Here is a 23871-nt window from a genome sequence, read left to right as displayed (position 1 = left end):
TGCTCGGGCGGGGGCGGTGTCGTCCTGCGGGAGTAGCGCATGCGAGAGGAACCCGACCGGGGGATGATCGGTCGAGGGACGCGAATCTGGCAGACTCTCTCGCTATGGGTGAACCGACAGTGAAGACAAAGGAAGGCCGAAGTGCCACCCCGTCACCCATCACTGACGAGGAGGCCGACGCGACCGGGGCGCCGACCGACGCGGTCCGCGAACCAACCACGGACCCGGCGCGCGAACGCTCCTGGCTGGCGCGGGCGCGGTCACCCCGCCGTCCCCGAATCTGGTTCGAAATCCTCCTGATCGCGGTGAGTTACTGGACGTACTCACTGATCCGGAACGCGGTACCGGAGCAGCGGACGAAGGCTCTGGAGAACGCGGACTGGATCTGGCACACGGAACAGCTTCTCGGCATCGCCGTCGAGCGGTCAATCAACCACTCGGTGAATTCTGTGACGTGGCTCATCGTGGGGATGAACTACTACTACGCGACCCTCCACTTCATCGTCACCATCGGTGTGCTGATCTGGCTCTTCCGCCGTCATCCCGGCCGGTACGCGGCGGCCAGGCTGGTGCTCTTCGCGACCACCGGCGTGGCCCTTCTCGGCTACTACCTGTATCCGCTGGCACCGCCCCGGTTGATGACCGGCAGCCGGTTCGTCGACACGGTCGCGCACCACGAGACCTGGGGCTCGATGGCCTCGGGCGATCTGAAGAGCATGTCGAACCAGTACGCGGCCATGCCGTCGATGCACATCGGCTGGTCACTGTGGTGCGGTCTGATCATCTTCGCGCTGGCCAAGGCGCCCTGGACGAAGCTCCTCGGGCTGCTCTACCCGACGGCGACGCTGGTGGTGATCGTGGCCACGGCGAACCATTTCTGGCTGGACGCGGTGGGCGGCACGGTCTGCCTGATGTTCGGCTTCGGCGTCTCGTACGTCTGGTACGGGTCGCTCCCGGCCAGCCTGCCGCGCGCCACCGGGGAGGACGCGCCGCGCCGGTGGCTGTGGGTGCTCACCGCCCGGGGCGCGTCAACGGGGCGTGGTACGGAGATCACGGCCCGTACGGCACCGGAGGGCCAGGAGGGCATGCTTGACGCGCGCGAAACCCCGGCCGCCGTGGCCTCGCGCGGCGCTCATACCGCGCCGTAGAACAGCTCCTCGACCACCGAGCGTGCCCTGCGGGTCGTACGGCGGTAGTCGTCGAGCATGTCCCCCACGTGACCGGGCCCGTACCCCAGGTAGCGCCCCATCGCGGCCAGTTCGCGGCCGTCGGACGGGAAGGTGTCCCCCGGCCTGCCCCTGACCAGCATCACACCGTTCCGTACCCGCGACGCCAGCACCCAGGCGTCGTCCAGGATCTGCGCGTCCCGCGCGGTGAGCAGGCCCGCCGCCTGCGCCGCCGCGAGCGCCTCGCGGGTACGGGTCGTCCGCAGCCCCGGTTCGGCCCAGCCGTACCGCATCTGGAGCAACTGGACCGTCCATTCGACATCGGAGAGCCCGCCCCGGCCCAGTTTGGTGTGGAGCGTCGGATCGGCCGCCCGCGGCATCCGTTCCCGCTCCATCCGTGCCTTGAGGCGGCGGATCTCCCGTACCGCGTCGTCGCCGAGCCCCTCCGCCGGATATCTGAGCGTGTCGATCAGCTCGATGAAACGCGCCCCCAGCCCCGCGTCGCCCGCCATCGGCTCCGCCCGCAGCAGCGCCTGGCTCTCCCAGACCAGCGACCAGCGCCGGTAGTACGCGGCGTAGGAGGCGAGCGACCGTACCATCGGGCCGCTCTTGCCCTCCGGGCGCAGATCCGCGTCGATCGGCAGCGGCGGATCGGCGGTGGGGATCTGGAGCAGCCGGCGCATCTCGCCGACCACCGCGTTCGCGGCGCGGGCCGCCTCGTGCTCGTCGTCGCCCTCGCGCGGCTCATGGACGAAGAGGACATCGGCGTCGGAGCCGTAACTCAGCTCGTGCCCGCCGAATCTGCCCATGCCGATGACGGCGAACCTGGTCGGCAGGGTGTCGCCCCACTCGGCGCGCACGGCGGCGCGCAGGGCGCCCGCGAGCGTCGCCGCGTTCAGGTCCGTGACCGCGGCGCCGACCCGGTCGACCAGCGCGCCGGGGTCCTTCTCCGCGGGGCTGTCCTCCGTACCGTACGAGCCGATCAGATCGGCCGCGGTCGTACGGAACAGCTCCCGCCGGCGCACCCCGCGCGCGGCGGCGACGGCGCCCTCGGCGGTGTCCGCGCGGCCGACCGCCGCGAGGATCTCCTGTTCGAGATGGCCGCGGTCGCGCGGTGCGAGCCCGCCCTCGTCGCCGAGGATCGCGACCGCCTCGGGCGCGCGCAGCAGCAGGTCGGGGGCGAGCCGCCCGGCCGACAGCACCCGCGCGAGATTCTCCGCCGCGGCCCCTTCGTCGCGCAGCAGCCGCAGATACCAGGGGGTCTTGCCGAGCGCGTCCGACACCTTGCGGAAGCCGAGCAGCCCGGCGTCGGGGTCGGCCGAGTCCGCGAACCAGCCCAGCAGCACCGGCAGCAGTGTGCGCTGGATCGCCGCCTTGCGGCTCACCCCGGACGACAGCGCCTCCAGATGCCGCAGCGCCGTCGCCGGATCCCCGTACCCGAGGGCTTCCAGCCGCTGGCGCGCGGCCTTCGGGCTGAGCCGGGTCTCGCCGGGGGTGAGCTGCGCGACCGCGTCGAGCAGCGGCCGGTAGAAGAGCTTCTCGTGCAGCCGCCGTACGGCCGAGGCATGGCGTTTCCAGGCCTTGTTCAGCTCGGCGACCGGATCGCCGCGCAATCCGAGCGAGCGGCCGAGGCGGCGCAGATCCGCCTCGTCCTCGGGTACGAGATGCGTACGCCGCAGCCGGTAGAGCTGGAGCCGGTGCTCCATGGCCCGCAGGAAGCGGTACGCCTCGTCGAGCTGCCGGGCGTCCGTACGGCCCACATAGCCGCCCGCCGCCAGCGCGCCCAGGGCTTCGAGGGTGGAGCTGCTGCGCAGCGAGGCGTCGCTGCGGCCGTGCACCAACTGGAGGAGCTGAACAGCGAATTCGACGTCCCGCAGTCCGCCGGGGCCGAGCTTCAGCTCGCGTTCGGCCTGTCCTGCGGGCAGGTTGTCGACGACTCTGCGGCGCATCTTCTGTACGTCGGGGACGAAGTGCTCGCGTTCGGCGGCCTGCCAGACGAGCGGGGACACGGCGTCGATGTACTCGGCGCCGAGGAGCGGATCCCCGGCCACCACACGGGCTTTGAGCAGGGCCTGGAACTCCCAGGTCTTGGCCCAGCGCTGGTAGTACGCGAGATGGCTGCTCAGGGTGCGGACGAGCGGGCCGTTGCGGCCCTCGGGGCGGAGGTTGGCGTCGACCGGCCAGATGGTGCCCTCGACGGTGGACTCCGAGCAGATGCGCATGAGATGGGAGGCGAGGCGGGTGGCGGCGCGGACGGCCCGGCCTTCGTCGGGGCGGGGGGTGGTGGGGGTGGCGCCGGGAGCGATGGTGTCGGCGGAAGCGGTGACTCCGACGGGAGCGGTGGCGTCAATGGGAGCGGTGGCGTCGACGGGAGCGGTGGCGTCGACGGGAGCCTCCGCGACCTCCGCCACAAAGATGACGTCCACATCGGATACGTAGTTCAGCTCGTGGCCGCCGCACTTGCCCATCGCGATGACCGCGAGCCGGCACGCGGCGGCGTCCTCGGGCGCGGCGGCCTTGGCGATCGCGAGGGCGGCGCGCAGGGTCGCGGTGGCCAGGTCGGCCAGTTCGGCGGCGGTCTGGGCGACATCCGTCGTACCGCAGACGTCCCTGGCCGCTATGGCCAGCAGACAGCGGCGGTACGCGATCCGCAGCGAGACCGGGTCGGCGGCGCCGGCCAGTGCGCGCTCGAACTCCTCGACGCCCGGATGCAGATCGGGCAGCTCATAGGTGACCAGGGCATGCCAGTCCTTGGGATGCCGGGCGAGATGGTCGCCCAGCGCCTCGGACGCGCCCAGCACCCCGAGCAGCCGGTCCCGCAGCGGCTTGGCCGTCACCAGGGTGTCCAGCAGCATCGTGCGCTCGTCGGGCTTCTGCGCCTCGACGAGCCGGACGAGCCCGCGCAGCGCGAGATCGGGGTCGGCGGTGGCGCCGAACGCGTCGAGGAGCAGGGGATCCGACCGTACGGGCGCCATCTCGGGCGCGTCGAGGAGCCGCTCGGCGGCGGAGGGATCGGTGAAGCCGTGCCGCAGCAGGCGGATGAACGTACTGCTCCTGCGTCCCGGCACCGTCATACGCCGTCTCCTGTCCGCGCCCCGTGCACCTGTCGGCCTGTCCGGCCGACCCCAGGATTCGAGCCTAGGCCTTGTCGGCGCGGAGGGCGGCGCACCGGAAAATCTGCTTTCTCCGGCCGTAACCAAGCGTGATCATCCGGATCTTCACCACCACGGGGAAAACGGCTGGTCGCACCACACGGAAGGATGATTCCCCGCCGGGCGTGCCGCATGTCGACGACGTGCGGCACGTCAGAAACGTACGGGCCGACGGTGGGAACCGTCGGCCCGGAGTGGGTGGGGGGGAAGTCCGGAAGGAATCCGTCAGAGCACCGGGAGGTTCTTGCGCAGCTCGAATGCCGTGACCTCGCTGCGGTATTCCTCCCATTCCTGCTTCTTGTTGCGGAGGAAGAAGTCAAAGACGTGCTCGCCCAGGGTCTGCGCGACCAGTTCGCTGCGCTCCATGAGGGAGATCGCCTCGCCGAGGTTCTGGGGGAGGGGTTCGATGCCCATGGCCCGGCGTTCGGAGTCGGAGAGGGCCCAGACGTCGTCGTCGGCGCCAGCCGGGAGTTCATAGCCCTCTTCGATGCCCTTGAGGCCGGCGGCGAGGAGTACCGCGTAGGTCAGGTAGGGGTTGGCGCCCGAGTCGATCGAGCGGACCTCCACCCGGGCCGAGCCCGTCTTGCCGGGCTTGTACATCGGGACGCGGATCAGCGCCGAGCGGTTGTTGTGGCCCCAGCAGATGTACGAGGGGGCCTCGCCGCCCGAGCCCGCGGTGCGGGTTGAGCCGCCCCAGATGCGCTTGTACGAGTTGACCCACTGGTTGGTGACGGCCGAGATCTCCGCAGCGTGCTTGAGCAGACCGGCGATGAAGGAACGGCCGACCTTGGAGAGCTGGTACTCCGCGCCCGACTCGTAGAACGCGTTCCGGTCCCCCTCGAAAAGGGAGAGGTGCGTGTGCATGCCCGAGCCCGGGTATTCGGAGAACGGCTTCGGCATGAAGGTCGCCTGCACGCCCTGCTCCAGCGCGACCTGCTTCATCACCAGGCGGAATGTCATGATGTTGTCCGCCGTCGACAGCGCGTCCGCGTACCGCAGATCGATTTCCTGCTGGCCCGGGGCGCCCTCGTGGTGGCTGAACTCCACCGAAATGCCCATCGATTCCAGCATCGTGATGGCCTGGCGCCGGAAATCCATACCGACATTCTGCGGGGTGTGGTCGAAATAGCCCGAGCTGTCCGCCGGGGTGGGACGGGTGCCGTCCACCGGCTTGTGCTTCAGCAGGAAGAACTCGATCTCGGGGTGGGTGTAGAAGGTGAATCCCAGATCCGAGGTCCTGGCCAGCATCCGCTTGAGCACAAAGCGCGGGTCCGCGAAGGACGGCGAGCCGTCGGGCATCAGGATGTCGCAGAACATCCGCGCGGTACCGGGGGCCTCGGCGCGCCAGGGCAGTATCTGGAACGTACCCGGATCGGGCTTGGCGATCATGTCGGACTCGTAGACACGAGCGAAGCCCTCGATCGCCGAGCCGTCGAAGCCCATGCCCTCGTCGAAGGCCTGCTCCAGCTCGGCGGGCGCGACCGCGACCGACTTCAGGAAGCCGAGCACATCGGTGAACCACAGGCGTACGAAGCGGATGTCGCGCTCCTCAAGCGTACGGAGCACGAATTCCTGCTGCTTGTCCATATTAGCCGTCCTACCCATCCTTGCTGGTCAGGCCACCTGCTCCCATGCCGCGGGGCACCCTGGGGCACACGAGCATCCCACCACACGATTTCGGGCACGTTGCGAACCCCCGTCCAACGCTTCGCATCGTGCGCATGTACGGGTTACCTGCCCATAGTGCCCGTACGACTGGTGCCCATGTAACAGGCAACCGCAACCTATGGTGCTGAAGAGACGCCTCGCGGCCCATGGCTCGCTCGCAGTCGACGGCTCGCTCACGGAACGTGCCTCGCCCGCGGCCCACGGCTCACTCACGGTCCATGCCTCGCTCGCGGTCCGTGGCCGGCGTGGGTGTCCGACCAGCCCAGGGGGTACGGCTCGGTGTCCTCGCCCCGTACGGTCCGCTCCCCGCCCGCCTCGGTGAACGCGGTCAGCGCGCGGACCAGGGCCGTACGCTGCGCGGGGGTCAGCCGGCCGACGATCGCGGCGATCTCACGGTGGCGCGCGGCCGTGACCTCCTCGACCAGTTCCCGGCCCGCCGGGGTCAGCCGCAGCATCGTCACACGGCGGTTGTCTGGGTTGCTCTGCCGGCTCGCCAGACCCGCGGCGATCAGACGGTCGAGCATGCGCATGGCGGTCGAGGGGTTGACCCCGAGCCGGTCGGCGACCTCCACCAGTTTGGCGTCGCCATGGGCGGCGAGGACGGCCAGGAGGCGGTACTGCGGGAGGGTGACCCGTTCCCCGGCGTGCTCCTCGACCGCGGCGAGGGAGCGGGCGGACACGGCGACCAGCAGCCGGGACGCGGCGAGCACGGCGTGCGTCACGGCGTCGGCGCTCGTGTCGCCCGCGTCGGCGCTCGCGTCGTTCGGACCCGCCGGCGCGTCGGCGTCCTGTGGGCCTCCGCGCGGCTCCGGATGGTCGGCCATGCCTCTTTGTACCGCGCTACCGTCCGGTTCGTACCGTCTCGGGAGCCCAAGGAGCCGTCCAACCTCTCCTCACTGCTGCTGACCGGGGGTGTACGCACTACGATCGCGCCCATGGGGGGTACGCGGCGCGGCCACATACGCAGCACGCGTCCCACGGCTCTGGTGAGCGCCGTGGCGACGCTGTACGCGGCGCTCTTCATCTGCCTGGCACCCGGGGCCGGGCCCGCCATGGACTCGGGGCGCGGTACGGCCGGAGGCCACGGCAGGAACGGTTCCCCCGCCACCGTGAGCACTGCGGCGCGCACCATTACGAGCACCGAGGCGGGCAGCTCCGCCGGCCGGGCCGCTTCCGTACGGCACCACGCCGAGGCCCGGTTCACCTGCCCGTACGACGGCGGTGACTGCGGCCTCTTCGCGCACCACAGCCCGGCCGTCCTGACCGTACCGCCGCCGGCTCCGCCGCTCGCCGCCGGTGTACAGCTTCCGCCGCGCGCGCTGCCGTACCCCGTCGGCCGGGCGCCCCGCGCCGGAGCGCACGCCCGCGCGCCGGACCTGCACGTCCTTCAAGTGCTGCGGACGTAGCGGACGCAACCGGGCCCGCACCCCGCACCGGGAGCTCCCGTGACACCGGGAGCATCCGGAGCACCGGGAGCGCCGGGATCCCGTCCTCATCCAGCACGTCACGCCATTCCGCAGTCATCCGCGTTATCCGCGTTCCGTGTTTGTCAGCGTTCCGTGTTCATACGCGTTCTGTATTTATCAGCGTCCCGTTCCGCAGTAGTCGCAGAAGGACATACACCATGGCTTCCAAGTCCCAGTCCGCCGAGCGCAGGGCCCGAATAGAGGAGATGCGCCGGGCCGAGCACGCCCGTGAACGGCGCAGCCGCATCATCACGATCACGGTGAGCGCCGTCGTGGTGGTCGCCCTCGTCGGTTTCGGCGCCTTCATCCTCAACAAGGAGTCCGACAAGAAGGAGGAGCAGCAGGCGGCGGCCAAGGCGCCCGTCAAGGACGAGAAGTCCTGGGACGCCAAGAAGCTCAGCCGCAACCACGTCACCACGGCGGTCACCTACCCGATGAAGCCGCCGGTGGGCGGTGACCACAACCAGGTGTGGATGAACTGCCAGGGCGACGTCTACAAGGAGGCGGTCCCGGACGTCAACGCCGTGCACTCGCTGGAGCACGGCGCGGTCTGGATCACCTACAACGACAAGGCCGCCGACGCCGATGTGGAGGCGCTCGCCGAGAAGGTCGGGAAGACCCCGTACTCCTTCATGAGCCCGTACAAGGAGCAGTCCGGCACGATCATGCTGAGCGCCTGGGGCAAGCAGGTCTCGGTGGAGAAAGCGGACGACCCGCGCGTGGACCAGTTCATGACCAAGTACGTCCAGGGCACGCAGACCCCTGAGCCGGGCGCCGCCTGCACGGGCGGAATGGGCGCGCAGTGAGCGCGATGAGCGCCGCGCGGTCGGTCACACGCACCCAGTGGGCGGCGATCACCGCGGTCGTCCTGGCGCTGCTGTTCGCCGGTACGGCGACGGTGGCGTCCGCGGGGCGCGACAGCGGGGCGGGGGTGGACGACCGTACCCCGTCGGCGGACTCGGCGGACGCGGGCTTCGCCCGTGACATGGCGGTCCACCATCAGCAGGCGGTGGAGATGTCCTTCATCGTGCGGGACAGCACGGACGACGAAGAGGTGCGCCGGCTGGCGTACGACATCGCCAATACGCAGGCGAACCAGCGCGGGATGCTGCTGGGGTGGCTGGACATGTGGGGGCTGCCGAAGGTGGAGGCGGGCCGCGAGCCGATGGCCTGGATGGCCCCGGAAGCCGGTACCGGTGCCGATGCCGGCATGGACATGGGCTCCGGTGACCACAGCGGGACGGGCAGCGGGACGGGCAGCGGGACGGACATGGAGGGCATGGATCACGGCAGCGCCGGCCATGAGGTCCGCGACGGCTCGCTGATGCCGGGCATGGCCACCAAGACGGAGCTGGAGCAGCTCCGGAAGGCGCGCGGCAAGCAGGCCGAGATCCTGTATCTCCAGCTCATGACCGACCACCACATGGGCGGGGTGTCCATGGCCCAGGGCTGTGTCGAGCGGTGCGAGGACGGTACGGAGAAGGCTCTGGCCGAGGGGATGGTCACGGCCCAGCAGTCGGAGATGCGGCTGATGGCGGACCTGCTCAAGGCACGCGGCGCGAAGCCCCGTACCGCGAGCTGATCCTCGTACGGGCAACCGGTACGAGACAGGGGCCGCGGGTTCGTGAGACGGCGAACCCGCGGCCCCTCCGCGTACCCGTACCGCCGGGGAGCGCGCAGCGGTCGCGTCACCCGAACGGCTGGATGATGATGGAGCTGACTCGGGGTGGACGGAACGCACGCGACACCACTCAGGAGGCACGAGTCCGATGACCACAGCCAAAGACATCATGCACCCGGGAGCCCAGTGGATCCCGGCCCACGAGACGCTCGACCGCGCCGCGCAGCTCATGCGCCAGCTCAATGTGGGCGCGCTCCCCATAGCCGACGAGAACGAGCGGCTGACCGGCATACTCACCGACCGCGACATCGTCGTCGGCTGTGTGGCCATGGGCCATGACCCGGCGCAGACCACGGCAGGCGAGATGGCGCACGGCACGCCTCGCTGGATCGAGTCGGACGCGGATGTGGAGGATGTGCTGTACGAGATGCAGGGCCACCAGATCCGCCGGCTTCCGGTGATCGAGGACAAGCGCCTGGTCGGGATGATCAGCGAGGCCGATCTGGCCCGCCATCTCAGCGACGAGCAGGTCGGGGCGTGGGCCGAGCAGGTCTACGCGTCCACGAGCCGCTGACCGTCGCCGTACCGCATCCGGCCCGACAACCCCGGCGGCCCCGGCGGCCGTACCCGCACCGGCACCCGACCCCGGTAAAGAACCGCAGCCCGCTCGCCCCCCGCGTGCGAGTGGGCCGCCCCACATTTCCGCCCCGGGCCATCGCGTCAGTCAGACGATTACACTGGGCCCGTGCCTCAACTACGTCTCGCCCTGAATCAGATCGACTCGACCGTCGGCGATCTCGCCGCGAACGCCGAGGCGATCGTGCACTGGACCCGGCACGCCGCCGAGCAGGGCGCGCATGTCGTCGCCTTCCCCGAGATGATGCTGACCGGCTATCCCGTCGAGGATCTCGCCCTGCGCCCGTCCTTCGTCGAGGCCTCCCGCGCCGCCCTGCGCGCGCTCGCGGTCCGGCTCGACGAGGAGGGGTTCGGGGAGCTGCCCGTCGTCGTCGGCTATCTCGACCGCTCCGAGAAGGCCCAGCCGCGATACGGCCAGCCCGCCGGCGCCCCGCAGAACGCCGGCGCGGTGCTGCACCGCGGCGCGGTCGTGCTGACCTTCGCCAAGCACCACCTGCCCAACTACGGCGTCTTCGACGAGTTCCGCTACTTCGTGCCGGGCGACACCATGCCCGTCGTCCGGGTCCATGGGATCGACATCGCCCTCGCGATCTGCGAGGACCTCTGGCAGGACGGCGGCCGGGTGCCGGCCGCGCGGTCCGCCGGGGCCGGACTGCTGGTCTCCATCAACGCCTCCCCGTACGAGCGCGAGAAGGACGACACCCGCCTTGAACTGGTGCGCAAGCGTGCCCAGGAGGCCGGGTGCACCACCGCGTATCTCGCGATGATCGGCGGCCAGGACGAGCTGGTCTTCGACGGCGACTCGATCGTCGTCGACAAGGACGGCGAAGTCATCGCGCGGGCACCCCAGTTCGCCGAGGGCTGTGTGGTCCTGGACCTCGATCTGCCGGCCGCCTCCCCCGAGCCCGCGAGCGGCATCGTGGACGACGGGCTGCGGATCGACCGGGTGGTGCTGTCCGAGGACCCCCTCCCGGCCTACGAGCCCGAGGTGTCCGGGGGTTACGCGGACCGCCTGGAGGACGACGAGGAGGTGTACTCGGCGCTGGTCGTGGGCCTGCGCGCGTACGTCGCCAAGAACGGCTTCCGCTCGGTCCTGATCGGCCTCTCCGGCGGCATCGACTCCGCGCTCGTCGCCGCCATCGCCTGTGACGCGGTCGGCGCGCAGAACGTGTACGGCGTGGCCATGCCGTCCAAGTACTCGTCGGACCACTCCAAGGGCGACGCGGCCGAGCTGGCCCGCCGTACCGGACTCAACTTCCGTACGGTCCCCATCGAGCCGATGTTCGACGCGTACATGGGCTCGCTCGCGCTCACCGGGCTCGCGGAGGAGAACCTCCAGGCCCGGCTGCGCGGCACGACGCTGATGGCCCTCTCCAACCAGGAGGGCCCGATCGTGCTCGCGCCGGGCAACAAGTCCGAGCTGGCGGTGGGGTATTCGACGCTGTACGGCGACGCCGTCGGGGCGTACGGTCCGATCAAGGACCTCTACAAGACCTCGGTCTTCCGGCTCGCCCGCTGGCGCAACCGCGCCGCCGAGGAGCGCGGCCAGACCCCGCCGATCCCGGAGAACTCGATCTCCAAGCCGCCGAGCGCCGAACTGCGCCCCGGCCAGGTCGACACGGACTCGCTGCCGGACTACGACGTACTGGACCGGATCCTGGAGCTGTACGTCGACCGGGACCAGGGCAAGGACGCGATCGTGGCGGCCGGTTTCGACGCGGAACTGGTCGCGCGGACGCTGCGGATGGTGGACACGGCGGAGTACAAGCGGCGCCAGTACCCGCCGGGCACCAAGATCTCGGCCAAGGGCTTCGGCAAGGACCGCCGCCTCCCGATCACCAACCGCTGGCGCGAGTCGCCGCACGGCTGAGGTGTCCTCAGTCGCCGGACGGGCCGATCTTGGCCGCGTCCGGCAGCCGGACCGCCGTCGCCTCGGCCGGGACGCTGCCCGAGGCGACGATCCGGGACTCGCCGGGTGTCCTGTCGGTGCGGTCCAGGAGGCCCGCCGTCGCGGCTATCGCCAGGCCGGCCACCGCGAGGACCGCGCCGACCAGGGCCGGGGACATCCAGCCCCAGCCGGCCGCGATCGCCGTGCCGCCGGCCCAGGCGCCGCCCGCGTTGGCGAGGTTGAAGGCCGAGTGGTTGGAGGCGGAGGCGAGGGTCGGGGCGTCCTTGGCCTTGTTCATGACGAGCATCTGGAGAGGGGTGGTGGTCAGGAAGCCGATCGCGCCCAGCAGCACCACCATCACCAGCGCCGCCCACTGCACCTGCGCCGTGAAGCGGAAGCCGACCAGCACAGCGGTCAGGGCGGCCAGCGAGATGTAGAGCGTCGGCCGTAGCGCCCGGTCGGTCAGCGGTCCCGCCGCCAGCGCGCCCAGTGTCATACCGATGCCGAACAACGCGAGGACGAGCGTCACGGAGGACTCGCCGAAGCCCATGACCTCGGTGGTCATCGAGGCGAGGTACGAGTACACCGCGAAGACCCCGGCGAAGCCGAACACCGCGGTGGCCAGACCGAGCAGCACCTGCCGGTCGGCGAGGGCGCGCACCTCCCGGCCGAGGCTCTGGTGCGCGTCGAGCGGTACGTACGGTACGAGCCGGGCCAGCGCCACCAGCGAGAGCAGCCCGATCACCGTCACCACCAGGAACGTGGCGCGCCAGCCGAGGTGCTGGCCGAGCAGGGTGGCCGCCGGGACGCCGACGATGTTGGCGACGGTCAGGCCGAGGAACATGGTCGCGACGGCCCGCGCCTGCCGCCCCTCGCGCACCATACGGGCGGCGACGACCGCGCCGACGCCGAAGAACGCGCCGTGCGGCAGCCCGGCGAGCACCCGGCCCGCCAGCAGCCAGCCGAAGCCGGGCGCGAGCGCGGAGGCGAGATTGCCGACGACGAAGAGCGCCATCAGCAGCAGGAGCATCCGCTTGCGCGGGATACGGGAGCCGATGGCGGTGAGCAGCGGGGCGCCGATGACGACGCCGAGGGCGTACGCGGAGACGAGATGGCCGGCGGTGGGCACGGACGTTCCCAGATCGTCCGCGACATTGGGCAGCAGGCCCATCATCACAAACTCGGTCGTACCGATGCCGAAGGCGCTCACAGCGAGGGCGAGCAGGGCCAGGGGCATGAAAAGAGACCTTTCAGCGGTGAGGACCCGGCGAGGGATCCAGCAGTGAGGGAGCAGGAGTTAGTACCCCTGCTGAACAAAGTCTCTCAGGCCGTTTGTTCCGGGAGATGAACTCCGGATTGCGCCCGGCGCACCGCTCAGCGGATCCGGACCCGGGTCAGCGGATCCGGACCCAGGTCACCGGATCTGGACCCGGGCCGCGATCGGCAGGTGGTCGCTCTCGGTCCGGGGAAGGGCCCAGGACGAGGTCGGTTCGATGCCCTTCACCATGATCTGGTCGATCCGCGCCAGCGGGAACGACGCCGGCCAGCTGAAGCCGTAACCATGGCCCGCCGCGCCCTGGGTCGAGCGCATCTGGGAGGTGACGGCGTTCAGGGAACGGTCGTTCATCGTGCCGTTCAGGTCGCCGAGCAGGATCACCTGGCCGAGCGGCTCGTCGGCGATGGCCTCGCCCAGGGCGTCCGCGCTGTCGTCGCGCTGGTTGGCGGTGAAGCCCGCGTTCAGCTTGACCCGTACGGACGGGAGATGCGCCACATAGACGGCGGCCTTCCCGTGCGGTGTGGTGACCGTGGAGCGCATCGCGCGGACCCAGCCGAGCCGGATGTCGACGGGCTCGGTGGCGCTCATCGGGTACTTGCTCCACAGCCCGACGGTGCCCTGCACCGAGTGGTACGCGTAGGTGCCGGACAGCGCCTTCTCGTACGTCGGTACGGCGCTGGCCTTCAGCTCCTCCAGCGCCAGGACGTCCACACCCGACTCGGCGAGGCTGCGCGCGGTGCCCTCGGGGTCGGGGTTCCCGGCGTTGACGTTGTGGGTGGCGACCGTGAGATCGCCGCCCTCGCCGGACTTGTCGGTGAGAAGGCCGCCGAAGAGATTGAGCCAGACCACGGCGGGCAGCAGCAGAGCGATCAGCGCGGTGGCCGAGCGGCGTACCAGCGCCAGAATCAGGATCAGCGGAACGAACAGCCCGAACCAGGGCAGAAAGGTCTCGGTGAGACTGCCCAGATTGCCGATCCTGTTGGGAATCTGCGCGTGAAAGCTCATCAGCAGCGCGACCAGTACGGCCAGGATGGCGAGGATGATGCCGCGCCGCCAGATGCCGGGATCCCGGCGCCACCGGCCCAGCAGGGCTCTGACGCGGGATCCGGTGCGGGGCGCCGCCCCGTCCGCCGTCACCGAGTGCGCCGTGTACTCCTGCGTCATGTCCGCTGCCCTCACTGCCTTGCCGTGCACGCCCGCCCCTGACCCTAGGCGATCTACGGGCGCTACTCCGCCGTCCGGGGACGGCCGTACTGTCCCGGAGACGAAGACCGCGGCGCGGCGGGTTCCGATCAAGGACGAATCACGGGCGGCTGTGACGGATCACGCATGGCCGGTCCCGTCCGGATTCCGGTGCGATCGGCCCGGCAGGCGGGCGTTTCACTGCGATACGAGCCGGTACGGGCAGGTGTCGGCCGTTCCGTACCGGTCCGCGGCCTTGCGGACGGCGCGGCCGCGTCCGTCGTACGGGCGATTCAGCCTCCCGTACCTTCCGCGACCCCCGTACGGTACCGGGGATTACCCCTGCCGTCCCCTCAAACGGACGGGCTCAGGGGCGGGGGCTCAGGGGCGGGGGGCCAGGCCCCCCAGTGCGGCGCGGATGATCTGGTCGGCGAGATCGTCGTCCAGGGGCGAACCGGGCTGGTGCAGGGTGCGCAGCAGCATGGGGCCGGACAGCATGTCCTGCATCAGCTCCGCGCTGAGATCGTCGCGCAGCTCGCCGGAGGCGATTCCCCGGCGCACCACCGCGAGCATGGCCTCGCGCCGGGGGTCGACCACCGTCCGGTGATACTCCCGCCACAGCCTGGGCCGGCTCTTCATCTCCACGACCACGTTGTGGAGGAAGGCGGAGGAGCGCTGGGCCAGTCCGCGCCGGCGCATCGACTCCAGCATGGTCCGGAGGTCGTCGAGGGCGGAGGTGCCGGGCAGTTCGGGCTCGGGGGGCTCGATCTCCCGCAGGACGTCGACGAAGAGTTCCTCCTTGCCGAGCCAGCGGCGGTAGATGGTGGCCTTGCCGACGCCCGCTGTGCGGGCGATGCGTTCGATGGAGAGGGAGCCGAGCGGCACGCCGTCCTCCAGCAGACGCACGACGGCTTCGAGGATCGCCCGCTCGGCTGCCTCGCTGCGTGGCCTGCCGCGCCGGGGCTCCTTCTCGCGCACCGGGCAGGACTCATCGGCCGTATGGGCTTCATGGGCCGCGTCGACGGCCTTGTCGACGGCTCTGTCAACCTCGCCCGCCTCGTCGGCCTCGCGAACCTCGTGGACCCGCTCCCGCACGTCGTTCCGCCTCTCCGTCGGCCCCCGTCAGCCGTTTCGTCCGCGACACCGCCACCGTACCGACGCGCTGCCGCCGCGCTGATTCTCGTACATGGCGGGGGCGTTGATCCCTCCGTTCCCGGCCACCGGCCGCCTGTACGGGCGGTCCGGGCGGCCGGGGGCGGCGGGTGTCAGCCCCGAGTGGTGACGGTTTCGGGGGTTTCGCCTGCCTTGTCCGCCTCGCCGCTTCCGTCGAGCCGCTGCGCCGGGGGCAGTCCCGGCAGGAAGAACGCGACGACCGCCGCGCCGATCAGCGCCACCGCCGCCGAGCCGAGGGCCGTGACATGCATGGCGTGCAGGAACGCGTCGTACGCCGAGCCGATCAGCGGCTTCCCCGCCGGGCCCAGCTTCTCCGCGACGGCGACGGTCGCCTCGATCGACTCCCCCGCCGCGTCCCGCGCGGCGGCCGGGACCGCGCCGAGGTGCCCCTCGATCGAGCCCCGGTAGGTCGTGGAGAGCACCGAACCGAGGACGGCGATGCCCAGAGCGCCGCCGACCTGGCGGAAGGTGTTGTTGATCGCCGAGCCCGAGCCGGCCTTCTCGCGGGGCAGCGCCTGCATCACCGCGACGGTCACCGGCGGCATGATGTGCGCCATTCCGGTGCCCTGGACGAAGAACACCACGCACAGCGCCCAGACCGGGGTGCCCGCGTCGAAGAACGCGAAGGCCGCGAGGCCCACCGCGACCAGCAGCATGCCCACCGTGCAGACCGCGCGGGCGCCGAACCGGTCCACGACCAGCCGGGCCCTCGGCGCGAAGATCATCTGAGCCGCCGCCAGCGGCACGATCAGCAGCCCGGAGTCGAGGGCGCTGTAGCCGCGCACGCTCTGGAGGTAGAACGCCGAGAAGAACGTCACGCCCATCAGCGCGAAGAAGACCAGCGCGATGGCGGCGACGGCGGCCGCGAAGGCCGGCTTCTTGAAGTACGAGATGTCGATGGCCGGATGGCTGCTGCGCTTCTCGTGCCAGACGAAGCCGGCCAGTACGGCGAGGCCCGCGAGCAGCGGCAGAAGCACGGACGCGTCGGTGAAGTCGGCCAGTTCGCCGCCGCGGATGATCCCGTACACCAGGAGGACGAGTCCGACGATGGAGAGCAGCACACCGAGCGGGTCGACCTTGCCGGGGCGGGGGTCCCTGGAGTCGGGCACGAGCAGCACCATCGCGACCAGCGCGACGACGGCGACGGGCACGTTGACCAGGAATATGGAGCCCCACCAGAAGTGTTCGAGCAGCAGGCCGCCGGTGATCGGGCCGATGGCGATACCGAGACCGACGCCGCCCGCCCAGATGCCGATGGCCTTGGGCTGTTCCTCGCGCTCGAAGACATTCATCAGGACGGCGAGGGTGGCGGGCATCACAAAGGCGGCGCCGAAGCCCATCAGGGCGCGGTAGCCGATGAGTTCGGCGGGCGATCCGGACAGGGCGGCGAGCGCCGAGCCGGCACCGAACACGAAGATGCCGAAGAGCAGGACCTTCTTGCGGCCGATCCGGTCGCCGAGCAGGCCCGAGGTGAAGAGGAGTCCGGCGAAGACGAGCGTGTACGAGTTGATCGCCCACTCCAGCTCGCTCTGGGTGGCGCCGATGCCGGCGGGCGCGGGGGCGGCGATGGTCTTGACCGCCACGTTCAGGATCGAGTTGTCCAGCACGATGATGAGCAGGCTGAACATGAGCACGCCCAGGATCAGCCAGCGGCGGCGGTGGACGGCCTCGGGTATGCGGGGCGGTTCCGGTTGTGGGGTACGAGGTGCGGCGGCAGGGGCGCCGGACGGTGTGGACATGACGCACAGGCTAGACCTATTTCGATACGAGACCGTCTCGTATTGGAGAACTTTTACCGAGCAGGCGTTCGACGGCGTCCGGTTGGGCGGGTGGGGCGTGTGAGGGGGCCCACTTCCCGAGGACGGCCTCGGGATGCCACCATGGACACGGTCCGGGGACGCCGTCAGGGCGCCTCGAGATGACGAAAGGGCCATCGGCCATGACTCTTCAGGCTGCGCAGAAGCCGCCCGCGGGGAGCACCGTCGACAGTGCGAAGGCGCTGTACGGCGGCAAGAGTTCCCGTCGTATCACCGTCCACGACATCGCCGCGGCCAAAGAGCGTGGCGAGAAGTGGCCCATGCTCACCGCCTATGACGCGATGACCGCCTCCGTCTTCGACGAGGCCGGTATCCCCGTGATGCTCGTGGGCGACTCCATGGGCAACTGCCATCTCGGCTACGACACCACGGTGCCCGTCACTCTCGACGAGATGGCGATGCTGTCGGCCGCCGTCGTACGGGGTACGAAGCGCGCCCTGGTCGTCGCCGACCTGCCCTTCGGCTCGTACCAGGAGGGGCCGGCCCAGGCCCTGCGCAGCGCCACCCGGCTGGTGAAGGACGCGGGCGTCGGCGCGATCAAGCTGGAGGGCGGCGAGCGCTCGCACACCCAGATCGAGTTGCTGGTGCAGGCCGGTATCCCGGTGATGGGACACATCGGGCTCACCCCGCAGTCGGTCAACACCCTGGGATACCGGGTGCAGGGGCGCGGCGAGGAGGCCGCGCAGCAGCTCCTCCGCGACGCCAAGGCGGTGCAGGACGCGGGCGCCTTCGCGGTGGTGCTCGAACTGGTCCCGGCCGAGCTGGCCGCCGAGGTCACCCGCATCCTGCACATCCCGACCATCGGGATCGGCGCGGGCGCCGAGACGGACGCGCAGGTGCTCGTCTACACGGACATGGTCGGGCTGACGGGCGGCCGGGTGCCGCGGTTCACCAAGCAGTACGCGGACCTGCGCCGGACGCTGGGCGACGCGGCGAAGGCGTTCGCCGACGAGGTCACCGGCGGAACGTTCCCTCAGGAGGAGCACACCTTCCACTAGCCGCACCCCGGCCTGGTCGGACCACGGCCGGGTGCGCAGGCACGGAGCGCTTGGCGCAGCACGGCCCTCAAGCCATTGCCCGCACGAGCGGCAGCCCGCCGATCATCCCCCGTCGGCGGGCTGTCGCATGCGGTTGTCCACAGGCCGACGGCCCGCTGTAGGCGGCTTGTCGGTGGATTGTCGGTGGCGGATGGTCCACTGGTGCCATGACTCGAATCGACAAGAACCCCAACGGCGTCCGCACGGGCAATGCCGTCGAGGTACGGGGGCTGGTCAAGCACTACGGCGGACCGCAGGGCACCCGCGCACTCGACGGAGTGGACCTCGATGTGCGCGAGGGCACCGTCCTCGGTGTGCTCGGGCCCAACGGCGCCGGCAAGACGACGCTCGTCCGTATCCTCTCCACACTCGTCCAGCCCGACGCCGGCACCGCGATGGTCGCGGGGTACGACGTGCTGCGCCAGCCCCGCCAACTGCGCCGCACGATAGGCCTCACCGGGCAGTACGCCTCGGTCGACGAGAAGCTCTCCGGCTGGGAGAACCTCTATATGATCGGCCGCCTCCTCGACCTCTCGCGCAAGGACGCCCGCAGCCGCTCCGACGAGCTGCTGGAGCGCTTCTCGCTCACGGACGCGGCGAAGAAGCCCGCGATGCAGTATTCGGGCGGTATGCGGCGCCGGCTCGACCTGGCCGCGTCGATGATCGGCCGCCCGTCGGTGCTCTATCTGGACGAGCCGACGACCGGGCTCGATCCCCGTACGCGCAATGAGGTCTGGGACGAGGTGCAGCGGATGGTCGCCGAGGGCGCCACCGTCCTGCTCACCACGCAGTACATGGAGGAGGCCGAGCAGCTCGCCAGCGAGCTGACGGTCTTCGACCGCGGCCGGGTCATCGCCAGCGGCGGGGTCAACGAGCTGAAGGCCAAGGTCGGCGGCCGCACCCTCCAGATCAGACCGGCGGATCCGGCGCAACTCCCGGCGATGGCGCGGGCGATCACCGAGACCGGGCTCGACGGAATCTCCGGCACCCAGGCCGTCCCCGACGAGGGCCTCCTGTACGTACCGATCCTCAGTGACGAGCAGCTCACCGCGGTCGTCGGCCTGCTGGGCGAGCGCGGCTTCGGCATCGCCCATATCGGCACCCATCTGCCCAGCCTGGACGAGGTGTTCCTGGCCATCACCGGCCAGAAGTCGTCCGCGTCCGACATCGCACCCGAGGAGATCGCGGCATGAGCGCGACCACACTGTCCACCTCCGCCCCCGAGCGGACGCCCACACCGTCCCCGGTGCGGGCCGACGAGGGCCGGATCGGCCTGCGCGCCAATCTCCGGCACATCGGCGCGCTGGTGCGCCGCAACGCCCTTCAGATCAAGCAGGATCCGGAGTCGATGTTCGACGTCCTGCTGATGCCGGTCATCTTCACGCTGCTGTTCGTGTATGTCTTCGGCGGCTCGGTCGGCGCGAGCCTCGGCGGCAACCGGGACGCCTATGTGAACTATGTGATCCCCGGTCTGATGGCCATGATGGGCATGAACATCGCGATGGCGGTGGGCACGGGGATGAACGACGACTTCCGCAAGGGGGTCATGGACCGGTTCCGTACGATGCCGATAGCGCGGTCCTCCGTACTGATCGCGAAGATCGTCGTCGAGATCGGCCGGATGCTGGTCGCCACCGCGATCCTGCTGGGCATGGGCTTTCTGCTCGGCATGGAGATCAAGACCTCGGTGCTGGAACTGGCCGCGGCGGTCGGGCTCTCGCTGGCGTTCGGTGCCTCGCTGATGTGGATCTTCATCCTGCTGGGGCTGACGATGAAGACCGCGCAGGCGGTGCAGGGAGTGGCCATGCTGGTCCTGATGCCCCTGCAGTTCGGCTCGTCGATCTTCGCGCCTCCGTCCACGATGCCGGGCTGGCTCCAGACCTTCACGGACTACAACCCGCTGTCGAATCTGGCGGACGCGGCGCGGAGCCTGATAAACGGCGGCCCGGTGGCGCACTCGGTATGGGTGACGCTGGCGTGGGCGGCGGGGATCACGGTGGTGACGGCGCCGCTGGCGGTGGCGAAGTTCCGGAAGAAGTCCTGAGGCCCTGAGGCACAGAGCTTCGGCGGGAGTTGCCGGGGCGCGCCCGGTCAGCCGGGCCGTCCAGGTCGGCCGGTCCGTCGTCCCGGCCGGCCCGCGCCGGCTCAGGCGGTCCGCGCCGGCTCAGGCGGTCCGCGCCGGCTCAGGCGGTGCGCTCGGGCGTCACGGTCCGTACGAGGGCGACGGCCTCCTCCACGGTGAGGCCGACGCCCTCGGCCCGGGCCTCCGCGGCGGCGGTGTCGCCGAGGACAGCGTCGACGCTCGCCCACGCGTGCGTCAGAAGCTCCCGTTCGGTGGAGTTCCTGAAGTGCCCCTGGGGCAGCAGCCCTTCGTACGCGCCGAGCAGCCGGGCGCCGTCACGGGCCCGCTCCGTCCCCCGGCCCTGGCGTACGTCCTCGCCGCCCAGGCCGCCCAGTGCCCAGGCGGCCGTGAGCAGATGGACCGCGGCCATCTCCGGCGCGACCATCCGCGAGAGCGGTGTCAGCGAGGTCTCCACGGCGTCGCGGGACGCCTCAAGCGCCCGCACCCAGTTGCCCTCCGTACAGTCCAGGTAGGCGAAGGCGCCCTTCACGAACCCTTCGAAGATGCGCAGGGTGCGCGAGCGGAACACTTCGAGCAGCAGCGTCAGTTGCTCCCGCGCCTCGGCGACACGTCCGGTACGGCCCAGCCAGAGCGCGAGGAAGAGCCGGGCGGCCGGCATCGCCTCGTATGCCGTTTCCAGGCCCTCGGCCAGCACCTCGCGGAGGATGCGCTCGCCCTCCTCGCCGCGGCCCGTCTCGAACAGCGTGGCCGCGAGACGGGACCGGAGCAGGCTGACCTGGCTCTGGGCGCCGAGGCTTTCCGCATGGCGGATGGCCGCCGTGTAGTCCTCGGCGGCGAGTGCGTACTCACCGCGCTTGTCCCTCGCCTCGCCCCGGGCGGACAGCGCCTCGGCCGCGCCCCAAGCGTCGCCGAGCCGGTCGTAGATGGCCAGGCTGCGGTCGGCGTCACGGCTCGCGTCGCCCGCCCAGGCTCTGCGATTGGCCAGGATGCTGGCCCGTACGTGGAGCGCGGCGGCCAGCTCCCATTCGTAACCGAAGGCCTCACAGGCCCGTACGGTCTCGTTCAGCACTCGGCGCAGCCGGTCGGTGTCGCCGGTGAGAATGACGGGGAAGAAGGCCAGGGTGCCGGGGAACCGGCAGGCCTGCGGCAGACCGGGCCGGTAGACGGTGGCGGCCCGCTCCAGCAGGGCGAGCCGTTCGGGGGTGGTCCAGTCCTCGGCGTCGTGGTCCATGCTGACGATCTCGATCAGCCGTACCTCGCGCCGCGCCTCCTGGAGCATGTCGGGGGCCATGGGCGGGGGCGCGTCCGTGCACCGCGCCGGAATCGGCGGGGCGGGCGCGACGGGCGGCTCGAACGGATCGGGCCCGAGCCGCGCGGCGGCCCTGGCCCACTGCCGTGTGTCGGCGCGCAGATCGAGCATCTGCCAGAACCAGCCGAGGGAGAGGACAAGACAGAGCATCTCCTGCTCGTCGCCCGCGGCATGCGCGCGGCGCAGGGCGGTGCGCAGATTCTCGTACTCCCGTTGCAGCAGGGCCATCCCGCTCCGCTGCCGGGGCCCGCGGAGCAACGGATCGGTGGTGCGGGCCAGTTCCCGGTAGTGGACCAGGTGCCGCCGCTCGACGGCGCCGCGCTCCCCGGCCTCGTCGAGCCGCTCGGCGGCGTACTCGCCGACGGTCTCCAGCAGCCGGTACCGCATCCCGCCGTCGGCCGAGGGCGCGGCGACGACCAGGGACTTGTCGATGAGCGCCCCGAGGATCCCGGCGACGTCCCGGGCGGCGACAGGGCTGTGGGCAGCGTGCTCGGCGCCGCCCGGCCCCGGCTCGTCATCCGTCGCGCAGACGAACTCCGCCGCCGGCAGCGCGCAGCCGCCCGCGAAGACCGACAGGCGGCGGAGCACCGCGCGCTCCCGCTCGTCCAGCAGGTCCCAGGACCAGTCGACGACCGCCCGGAGGGTCTGCTGACGGGGCAGTACGGTCCTGCTCCCGCTGGTCAGCAGCCGGAAACGGTCGTCCAAGCGGTCCGCGATCTGCCGGGGCGACAGCATCCGCAGCCGTGCCGCCGCCAGCTCGATCGCCAGCGGCAGACCGTCCAGCCGCCGGCAGATCTCCCCCACCGCACCCGCGTCCTCATCCGCCACAAACCCCGGACGCACCGCGCGGCCCCGTTCGGCGAACAGCCGGAACGCCGGATCCGGCGGCAGCGGCTCCACCGGACGCACGACCTCACCCCACACCCCCAACGGCTCCCGGCTCGTCGCCAGCACGGTCAGGTCCGGGCAACGGGCGAGGAGTTCCTCCGCGAGGGCGGCGGCGGCCCCGACGACATGCTCGCAGTTGTCGAGCAGGAGCAGCATGCGGCGGCGCGCACAGTGTTCGGCGAGGCGTACGAGGGGATCGCCGGCCTGCCGGTCGCCGGCCCGCAGCTCCTCGCCACCCGCCCCGCGCAGTACGGTCTCGCGCGCCCCGAGCGCGGTCAGTACGGCCTCGGGCACGGTCTCCGGGTCGGTCACGGGCGCGAGTTCGGCGAGCCATACGCCGTCGGGCCAGTCCTCGGCCATCCGCTCGGCGGCCTCCTGCGAGAGCCGGGTCTTGCCCGCCCCGCCGGGCCCCAGGAGCGTCACCAGCCGGGCCCGCCCGAGGTCGTCACGGATGGCCTCGATGTCCGCCTCGCGCCCGACGAAACTGGTCAGCCGCGCCCGCAGGTTGCCCGGCACGGCACCGCCCGGCACGGCACCGCGAGGCGCCCTGCCCGGCACAGCGCCGCGGGGCGCGGCATCGCGAGACACGACGCTGCGGGGCACGGCACCGCGGGGCGCCTCCTCGTACCCCGTACCGCCGGAACCGTCCGCGTGCAGCAACTCCCCGTACAGCGCGCGGAGTTCCGGCCCCGGGCCCGTACCGAGACGGTCCACGAGGGCGCGGCGTACGTCCTCGTACGCCGCCAGTGCCTCCGCCGCCCGGCCCGCGTCGCGCAACGCGCGGATACGGAGGGCCTGGAGGGGTTCGTCGAGGGGGAACTCACCGCAGAGCGCGACCAGTTCGGGCAGCGCCTCCTCCGCGCGCCCCAGCGCGAGCGCCGCCGCGAGCCGGGTCCTGCGGGCCTCCAGCCGGCGGATCTCCCAGCGGGCCGCCTCGGGCGCCCCCGTACGGCCGGGCAGATCGGCCAGCGCCGGACCGCGCCAGAGCGCGAGCGCGTCGTCGAGGAGGCCCGCCGCCTTGGCCGCGTCGCCCTCGCCCAGGGCCCGCGCCCCCTCCGCGGCCAGCCGGCCGAACCGGTGGAGGTCCACATCGTCCTCGTCCGCGCACAGCCCGTATCCGCCGTCCGCCGAGGACACCGCGGCGGGCCCGAGCGCCCGCCGCAGCCGCCCGACGAGGGCCTGGAGCGCACCCACCGCGTCGGCGGGCGGATCGCCGTCCCAGACGCCGGCGACCAGCTCCCCGACCGGGACCGTACGGCCGGGCCGCAGCGCGAGAACCGTCAGCAGCGCACGCAGCCGCGCCCCGCCGAGCGCGACGGGCGTGCCGTCGTCGTGCAGGGCCCGGGTGGTGCCGAGAAGGCGGTAGCGCATCCGCCCATTGTCCGCGACGCCCGCGGGACCGGCCGCCCCGCGTCCCACGTCCGGCGCCGTGAGCCCCGACCGCCAGACCGGAACGGAACGGGCCGCGGACCGGAACTCGGACCGGCCCGTTAAACGTTTTCGACGCGG

Annotated in this window: 17 protein-coding genes; 9 read left to right on the top strand and 8 right to left on the bottom strand. The window is 71.2% G+C overall.

Annotation, left to right across the window (positions count from 1 at the left end; translation table 11 throughout):
- The first annotated feature begins 104 nt into the window (after window positions 1-104).
- Window positions 105-1148, top strand: a complete 1044-nt coding sequence (locus ACFU9P_RS10150) for a phosphatase PAP2 family protein (RefSeq protein ID WP_384078529.1) — start codon at window positions 105-107, stop codon at window positions 1146-1148.
- On the opposite strand, the gene ACFU9P_RS10145 is transcribed toward ACFU9P_RS10150, so the two are convergent.
- The 3 genes from ACFU9P_RS10145 to ACFU9P_RS10135 all read right to left on the bottom strand — a co-directional run bounded on the left by ACFU9P_RS10145 (window position 1133) and on the right by ACFU9P_RS10135 (window position 6810).
- Entirely contained in the window at window positions 1133-4240 is a 3108-nt protein-coding gene (locus ACFU9P_RS10145; protein WP_384078528.1) for a bifunctional [glutamine synthetase] adenylyltransferase/[glutamine synthetase]-adenylyl-L-tyrosine phosphorylase, read from the bottom strand. The two genes, ACFU9P_RS10150 and ACFU9P_RS10145, sit on opposite strands and share 16 nt — an antisense overlap.
- A gap of 303 nt (window positions 4241-4543) precedes the next feature.
- The gene (glnA, locus tag ACFU9P_RS10140) at window positions 4544-5905 is read right to left on the bottom strand and encodes a type I glutamate--ammonia ligase (RefSeq protein WP_376379000.1); all 1362 of its coding nucleotides are present in this window, start codon (window positions 5903-5905) and stop codon (window positions 4544-4546) included.
- A 290-nt stretch (window positions 5906-6195) separates the two neighbouring features.
- A complete protein-coding gene (locus ACFU9P_RS10135) occupies window positions 6196-6810 on the bottom strand; it encodes a MarR family winged helix-turn-helix transcriptional regulator (RefSeq protein ID WP_384078527.1) in 615 nt (204 codons plus the stop codon).
- Between the two features lie 111 nt (window positions 6811-6921).
- On the opposite strand from ACFU9P_RS10135, the gene ACFU9P_RS10130 reads away from it, so the two are divergent.
- The 5 genes from ACFU9P_RS10130 to ACFU9P_RS10110 all read left to right on the top strand — a co-directional run bounded on the left by ACFU9P_RS10130 (window position 6922) and on the right by ACFU9P_RS10110 (window position 11579).
- Window positions 6922-7392 (top strand): hypothetical protein, encoded by a 471-nt coding sequence (locus ACFU9P_RS10130; RefSeq protein ID WP_384078526.1) that lies wholly within the window; start codon window positions 6922-6924, stop codon window positions 7390-7392.
- A gap of 218 nt (window positions 7393-7610) precedes the next feature.
- On the top strand, window positions 7611-8258 hold the full coding sequence (locus tag ACFU9P_RS10125; protein WP_376379009.1) for a DUF3105 domain-containing protein: 648 nt from the start codon (window positions 7611-7613) through the stop codon (window positions 8256-8258).
- A 5-nt stretch (window positions 8259-8263) separates the two neighbouring features.
- Complete coding sequence (locus tag ACFU9P_RS10120; RefSeq protein ID WP_384078924.1) at window positions 8264-9034, top strand: DUF305 domain-containing protein; 771 nt, start codon at window positions 8264-8266, stop codon at window positions 9032-9034.
- A 187-nt stretch (window positions 9035-9221) separates the two neighbouring features.
- Window positions 9222-9647: a CBS domain-containing protein gene (locus ACFU9P_RS10115; RefSeq protein WP_376379015.1), complete on the top strand. Its 426-nt coding sequence runs from the start codon at window positions 9222-9224 to the stop codon at window positions 9645-9647.
- 171 nt (window positions 9648-9818) lie between these two features.
- Window positions 9819-11579: an NAD+ synthase gene (locus ACFU9P_RS10110; protein WP_376379018.1), complete on the top strand. Its 1761-nt coding sequence runs from the start codon at window positions 9819-9821 to the stop codon at window positions 11577-11579.
- 7 nt (window positions 11580-11586) lie between these two features.
- Here the strand turns inward: ACFU9P_RS10110 and ACFU9P_RS10105 are convergent, their stop codons facing one another.
- The 4 genes from ACFU9P_RS10105 to ACFU9P_RS10090 form a co-directional block, all read right to left on the bottom strand.
- Window positions 11587-12834 (bottom strand): MFS transporter, encoded by a 1248-nt coding sequence (locus ACFU9P_RS10105; protein ID WP_384078525.1) that lies wholly within the window; start codon window positions 12832-12834, stop codon window positions 11587-11589.
- A gap of 177 nt (window positions 12835-13011) precedes the next feature.
- Complete coding sequence (locus tag ACFU9P_RS10100; RefSeq protein WP_376379024.1) at window positions 13012-14037, bottom strand: endonuclease/exonuclease/phosphatase family protein; 1026 nt, start codon at window positions 14035-14037, stop codon at window positions 13012-13014.
- A 399-nt stretch (window positions 14038-14436) separates the two neighbouring features.
- On the bottom strand, window positions 14437-15033 hold the full coding sequence (locus tag ACFU9P_RS10095; protein WP_384078921.1) for a TetR/AcrR family transcriptional regulator: 597 nt from the start codon (window positions 15031-15033) through the stop codon (window positions 14437-14439).
- Window positions 15034-15320: 287 nt separating this feature from the next.
- Window positions 15321-16967, bottom strand: a complete 1647-nt coding sequence (locus tag ACFU9P_RS10090) for an MFS transporter (protein WP_384078524.1) — start codon at window positions 16965-16967, stop codon at window positions 15321-15323.
- 200 nt (window positions 16968-17167) lie between these two features.
- Here ACFU9P_RS10090 and panB point away from each other — a divergent pair, with 200 nt between their 5' ends.
- The 3 genes from panB to ACFU9P_RS10075 all read left to right on the top strand — a co-directional run bounded on the left by panB (window position 17168) and on the right by ACFU9P_RS10075 (window position 20126).
- Window positions 17168-18043: a 3-methyl-2-oxobutanoate hydroxymethyltransferase gene (gene panB, locus ACFU9P_RS10085; RefSeq protein WP_384078523.1), complete on the top strand. Its 876-nt coding sequence runs from the start codon at window positions 17168-17170 to the stop codon at window positions 18041-18043.
- A 206-nt stretch (window positions 18044-18249) separates the two neighbouring features.
- Window positions 18250-19275 (top strand): ATP-binding cassette domain-containing protein, encoded by a 1026-nt coding sequence (locus ACFU9P_RS10080; protein ID WP_384078522.1) that lies wholly within the window; start codon window positions 18250-18252, stop codon window positions 19273-19275.
- Window positions 19272-20126, top strand: a complete 855-nt coding sequence (locus ACFU9P_RS10075) for an ABC transporter permease (RefSeq protein ID WP_376379039.1) — start codon at window positions 19272-19274, stop codon at window positions 20124-20126. Before ACFU9P_RS10080 ends, ACFU9P_RS10075 begins: the two co-directional genes overlap by 4 nt.
- Before the next feature lie 139 nt (window positions 20127-20265).
- Here ACFU9P_RS10075 and ACFU9P_RS10070 read toward each other — a convergent pair whose 3' ends face one another.
- On the bottom strand, window positions 20266-23733 hold the full coding sequence (locus tag ACFU9P_RS10070) for a BTAD domain-containing putative transcriptional regulator (protein ID WP_384078521.1): 3468 nt from the start codon (window positions 23731-23733) through the stop codon (window positions 20266-20268).
- Window positions 23734-23871: the final 138 nt, after the last annotated feature.

This window comes from Streptomyces sp. NPDC057617, from assembly GCF_042800555.1.
In the GTDB taxonomy this organism is placed as follows: Bacteria; Actinomycetota; Actinomycetes; order Streptomycetales; family Streptomycetaceae; genus Streptomyces.
The sequence above is the reverse complement of the archived record's forward strand: the minus strand, read 5'-3'. Positions and strand labels throughout refer to the sequence as shown.

Coding starts and splice junctions, on each gene's coding strand:
- ACFU9P_RS10120 (WP_384078924.1), top strand. CDS start 8,264: ATGAGCGCCGCGCGGTCGGTCACACGCACCCAGTGGGCGGCGATCACC.
- ACFU9P_RS10130 (WP_384078526.1), top strand. CDS start 6,922: ATGGGGGGTACGCGGCGCGGCCACATACGCAGCACGCGTCCCACGGCT.
- ACFU9P_RS10115 (WP_376379015.1), top strand. CDS start 9,222: ATGACCACAGCCAAAGACATCATGCACCCGGGAGCCCAGTGGATCCCG.
- ACFU9P_RS10125 (WP_376379009.1), top strand. CDS start 7,611: ATGGCTTCCAAGTCCCAGTCCGCCGAGCGCAGGGCCCGAATAGAGGAG.
- ACFU9P_RS10080 (WP_384078522.1), top strand. CDS start 18,250: ATGACTCGAATCGACAAGAACCCCAACGGCGTCCGCACGGGCAATGCC.
- ACFU9P_RS10090 (WP_384078524.1), bottom strand. CDS start 16,967: ATGTCCACACCGTCCGGCGCCCCTGCCGCCGCACCTCGTACCCCACAA.
- ACFU9P_RS10105 (WP_384078525.1), bottom strand. CDS start 12,834: ATGCCCCTGGCCCTGCTCGCCCTCGCTGTGAGCGCCTTCGGCATCGGT.
- ACFU9P_RS10070 (WP_384078521.1), bottom strand. CDS start 23,733: ATGCGCTACCGCCTTCTCGGCACCACCCGGGCCCTGCACGACGACGGC.
- ACFU9P_RS10100 (WP_376379024.1), bottom strand. CDS start 14,037: ATGACGCAGGAGTACACGGCGCACTCGGTGACGGCGGACGGGGCGGCG.
- ACFU9P_RS10145 (WP_384078528.1), bottom strand. CDS start 4,240: ATGACGGTGCCGGGACGCAGGAGCAGTACGTTCATCCGCCTGCTGCGG.
- ACFU9P_RS10075 (WP_376379039.1), top strand. CDS start 19,272: ATGAGCGCGACCACACTGTCCACCTCCGCCCCCGAGCGGACGCCCACA.
- panB (WP_384078523.1), top strand. CDS start 17,168: ATGACTCTTCAGGCTGCGCAGAAGCCGCCCGCGGGGAGCACCGTCGAC.
- glnA (WP_376379000.1), bottom strand. CDS start 5,905: ATGGACAAGCAGCAGGAATTCGTGCTCCGTACGCTTGAGGAGCGCGAC.
- ACFU9P_RS10135 (WP_384078527.1), bottom strand. CDS start 6,810: ATGGCCGACCATCCGGAGCCGCGCGGAGGCCCACAGGACGCCGACGCG.
- ACFU9P_RS10150 (WP_384078529.1), top strand. CDS start 105: ATGGGTGAACCGACAGTGAAGACAAAGGAAGGCCGAAGTGCCACCCCG.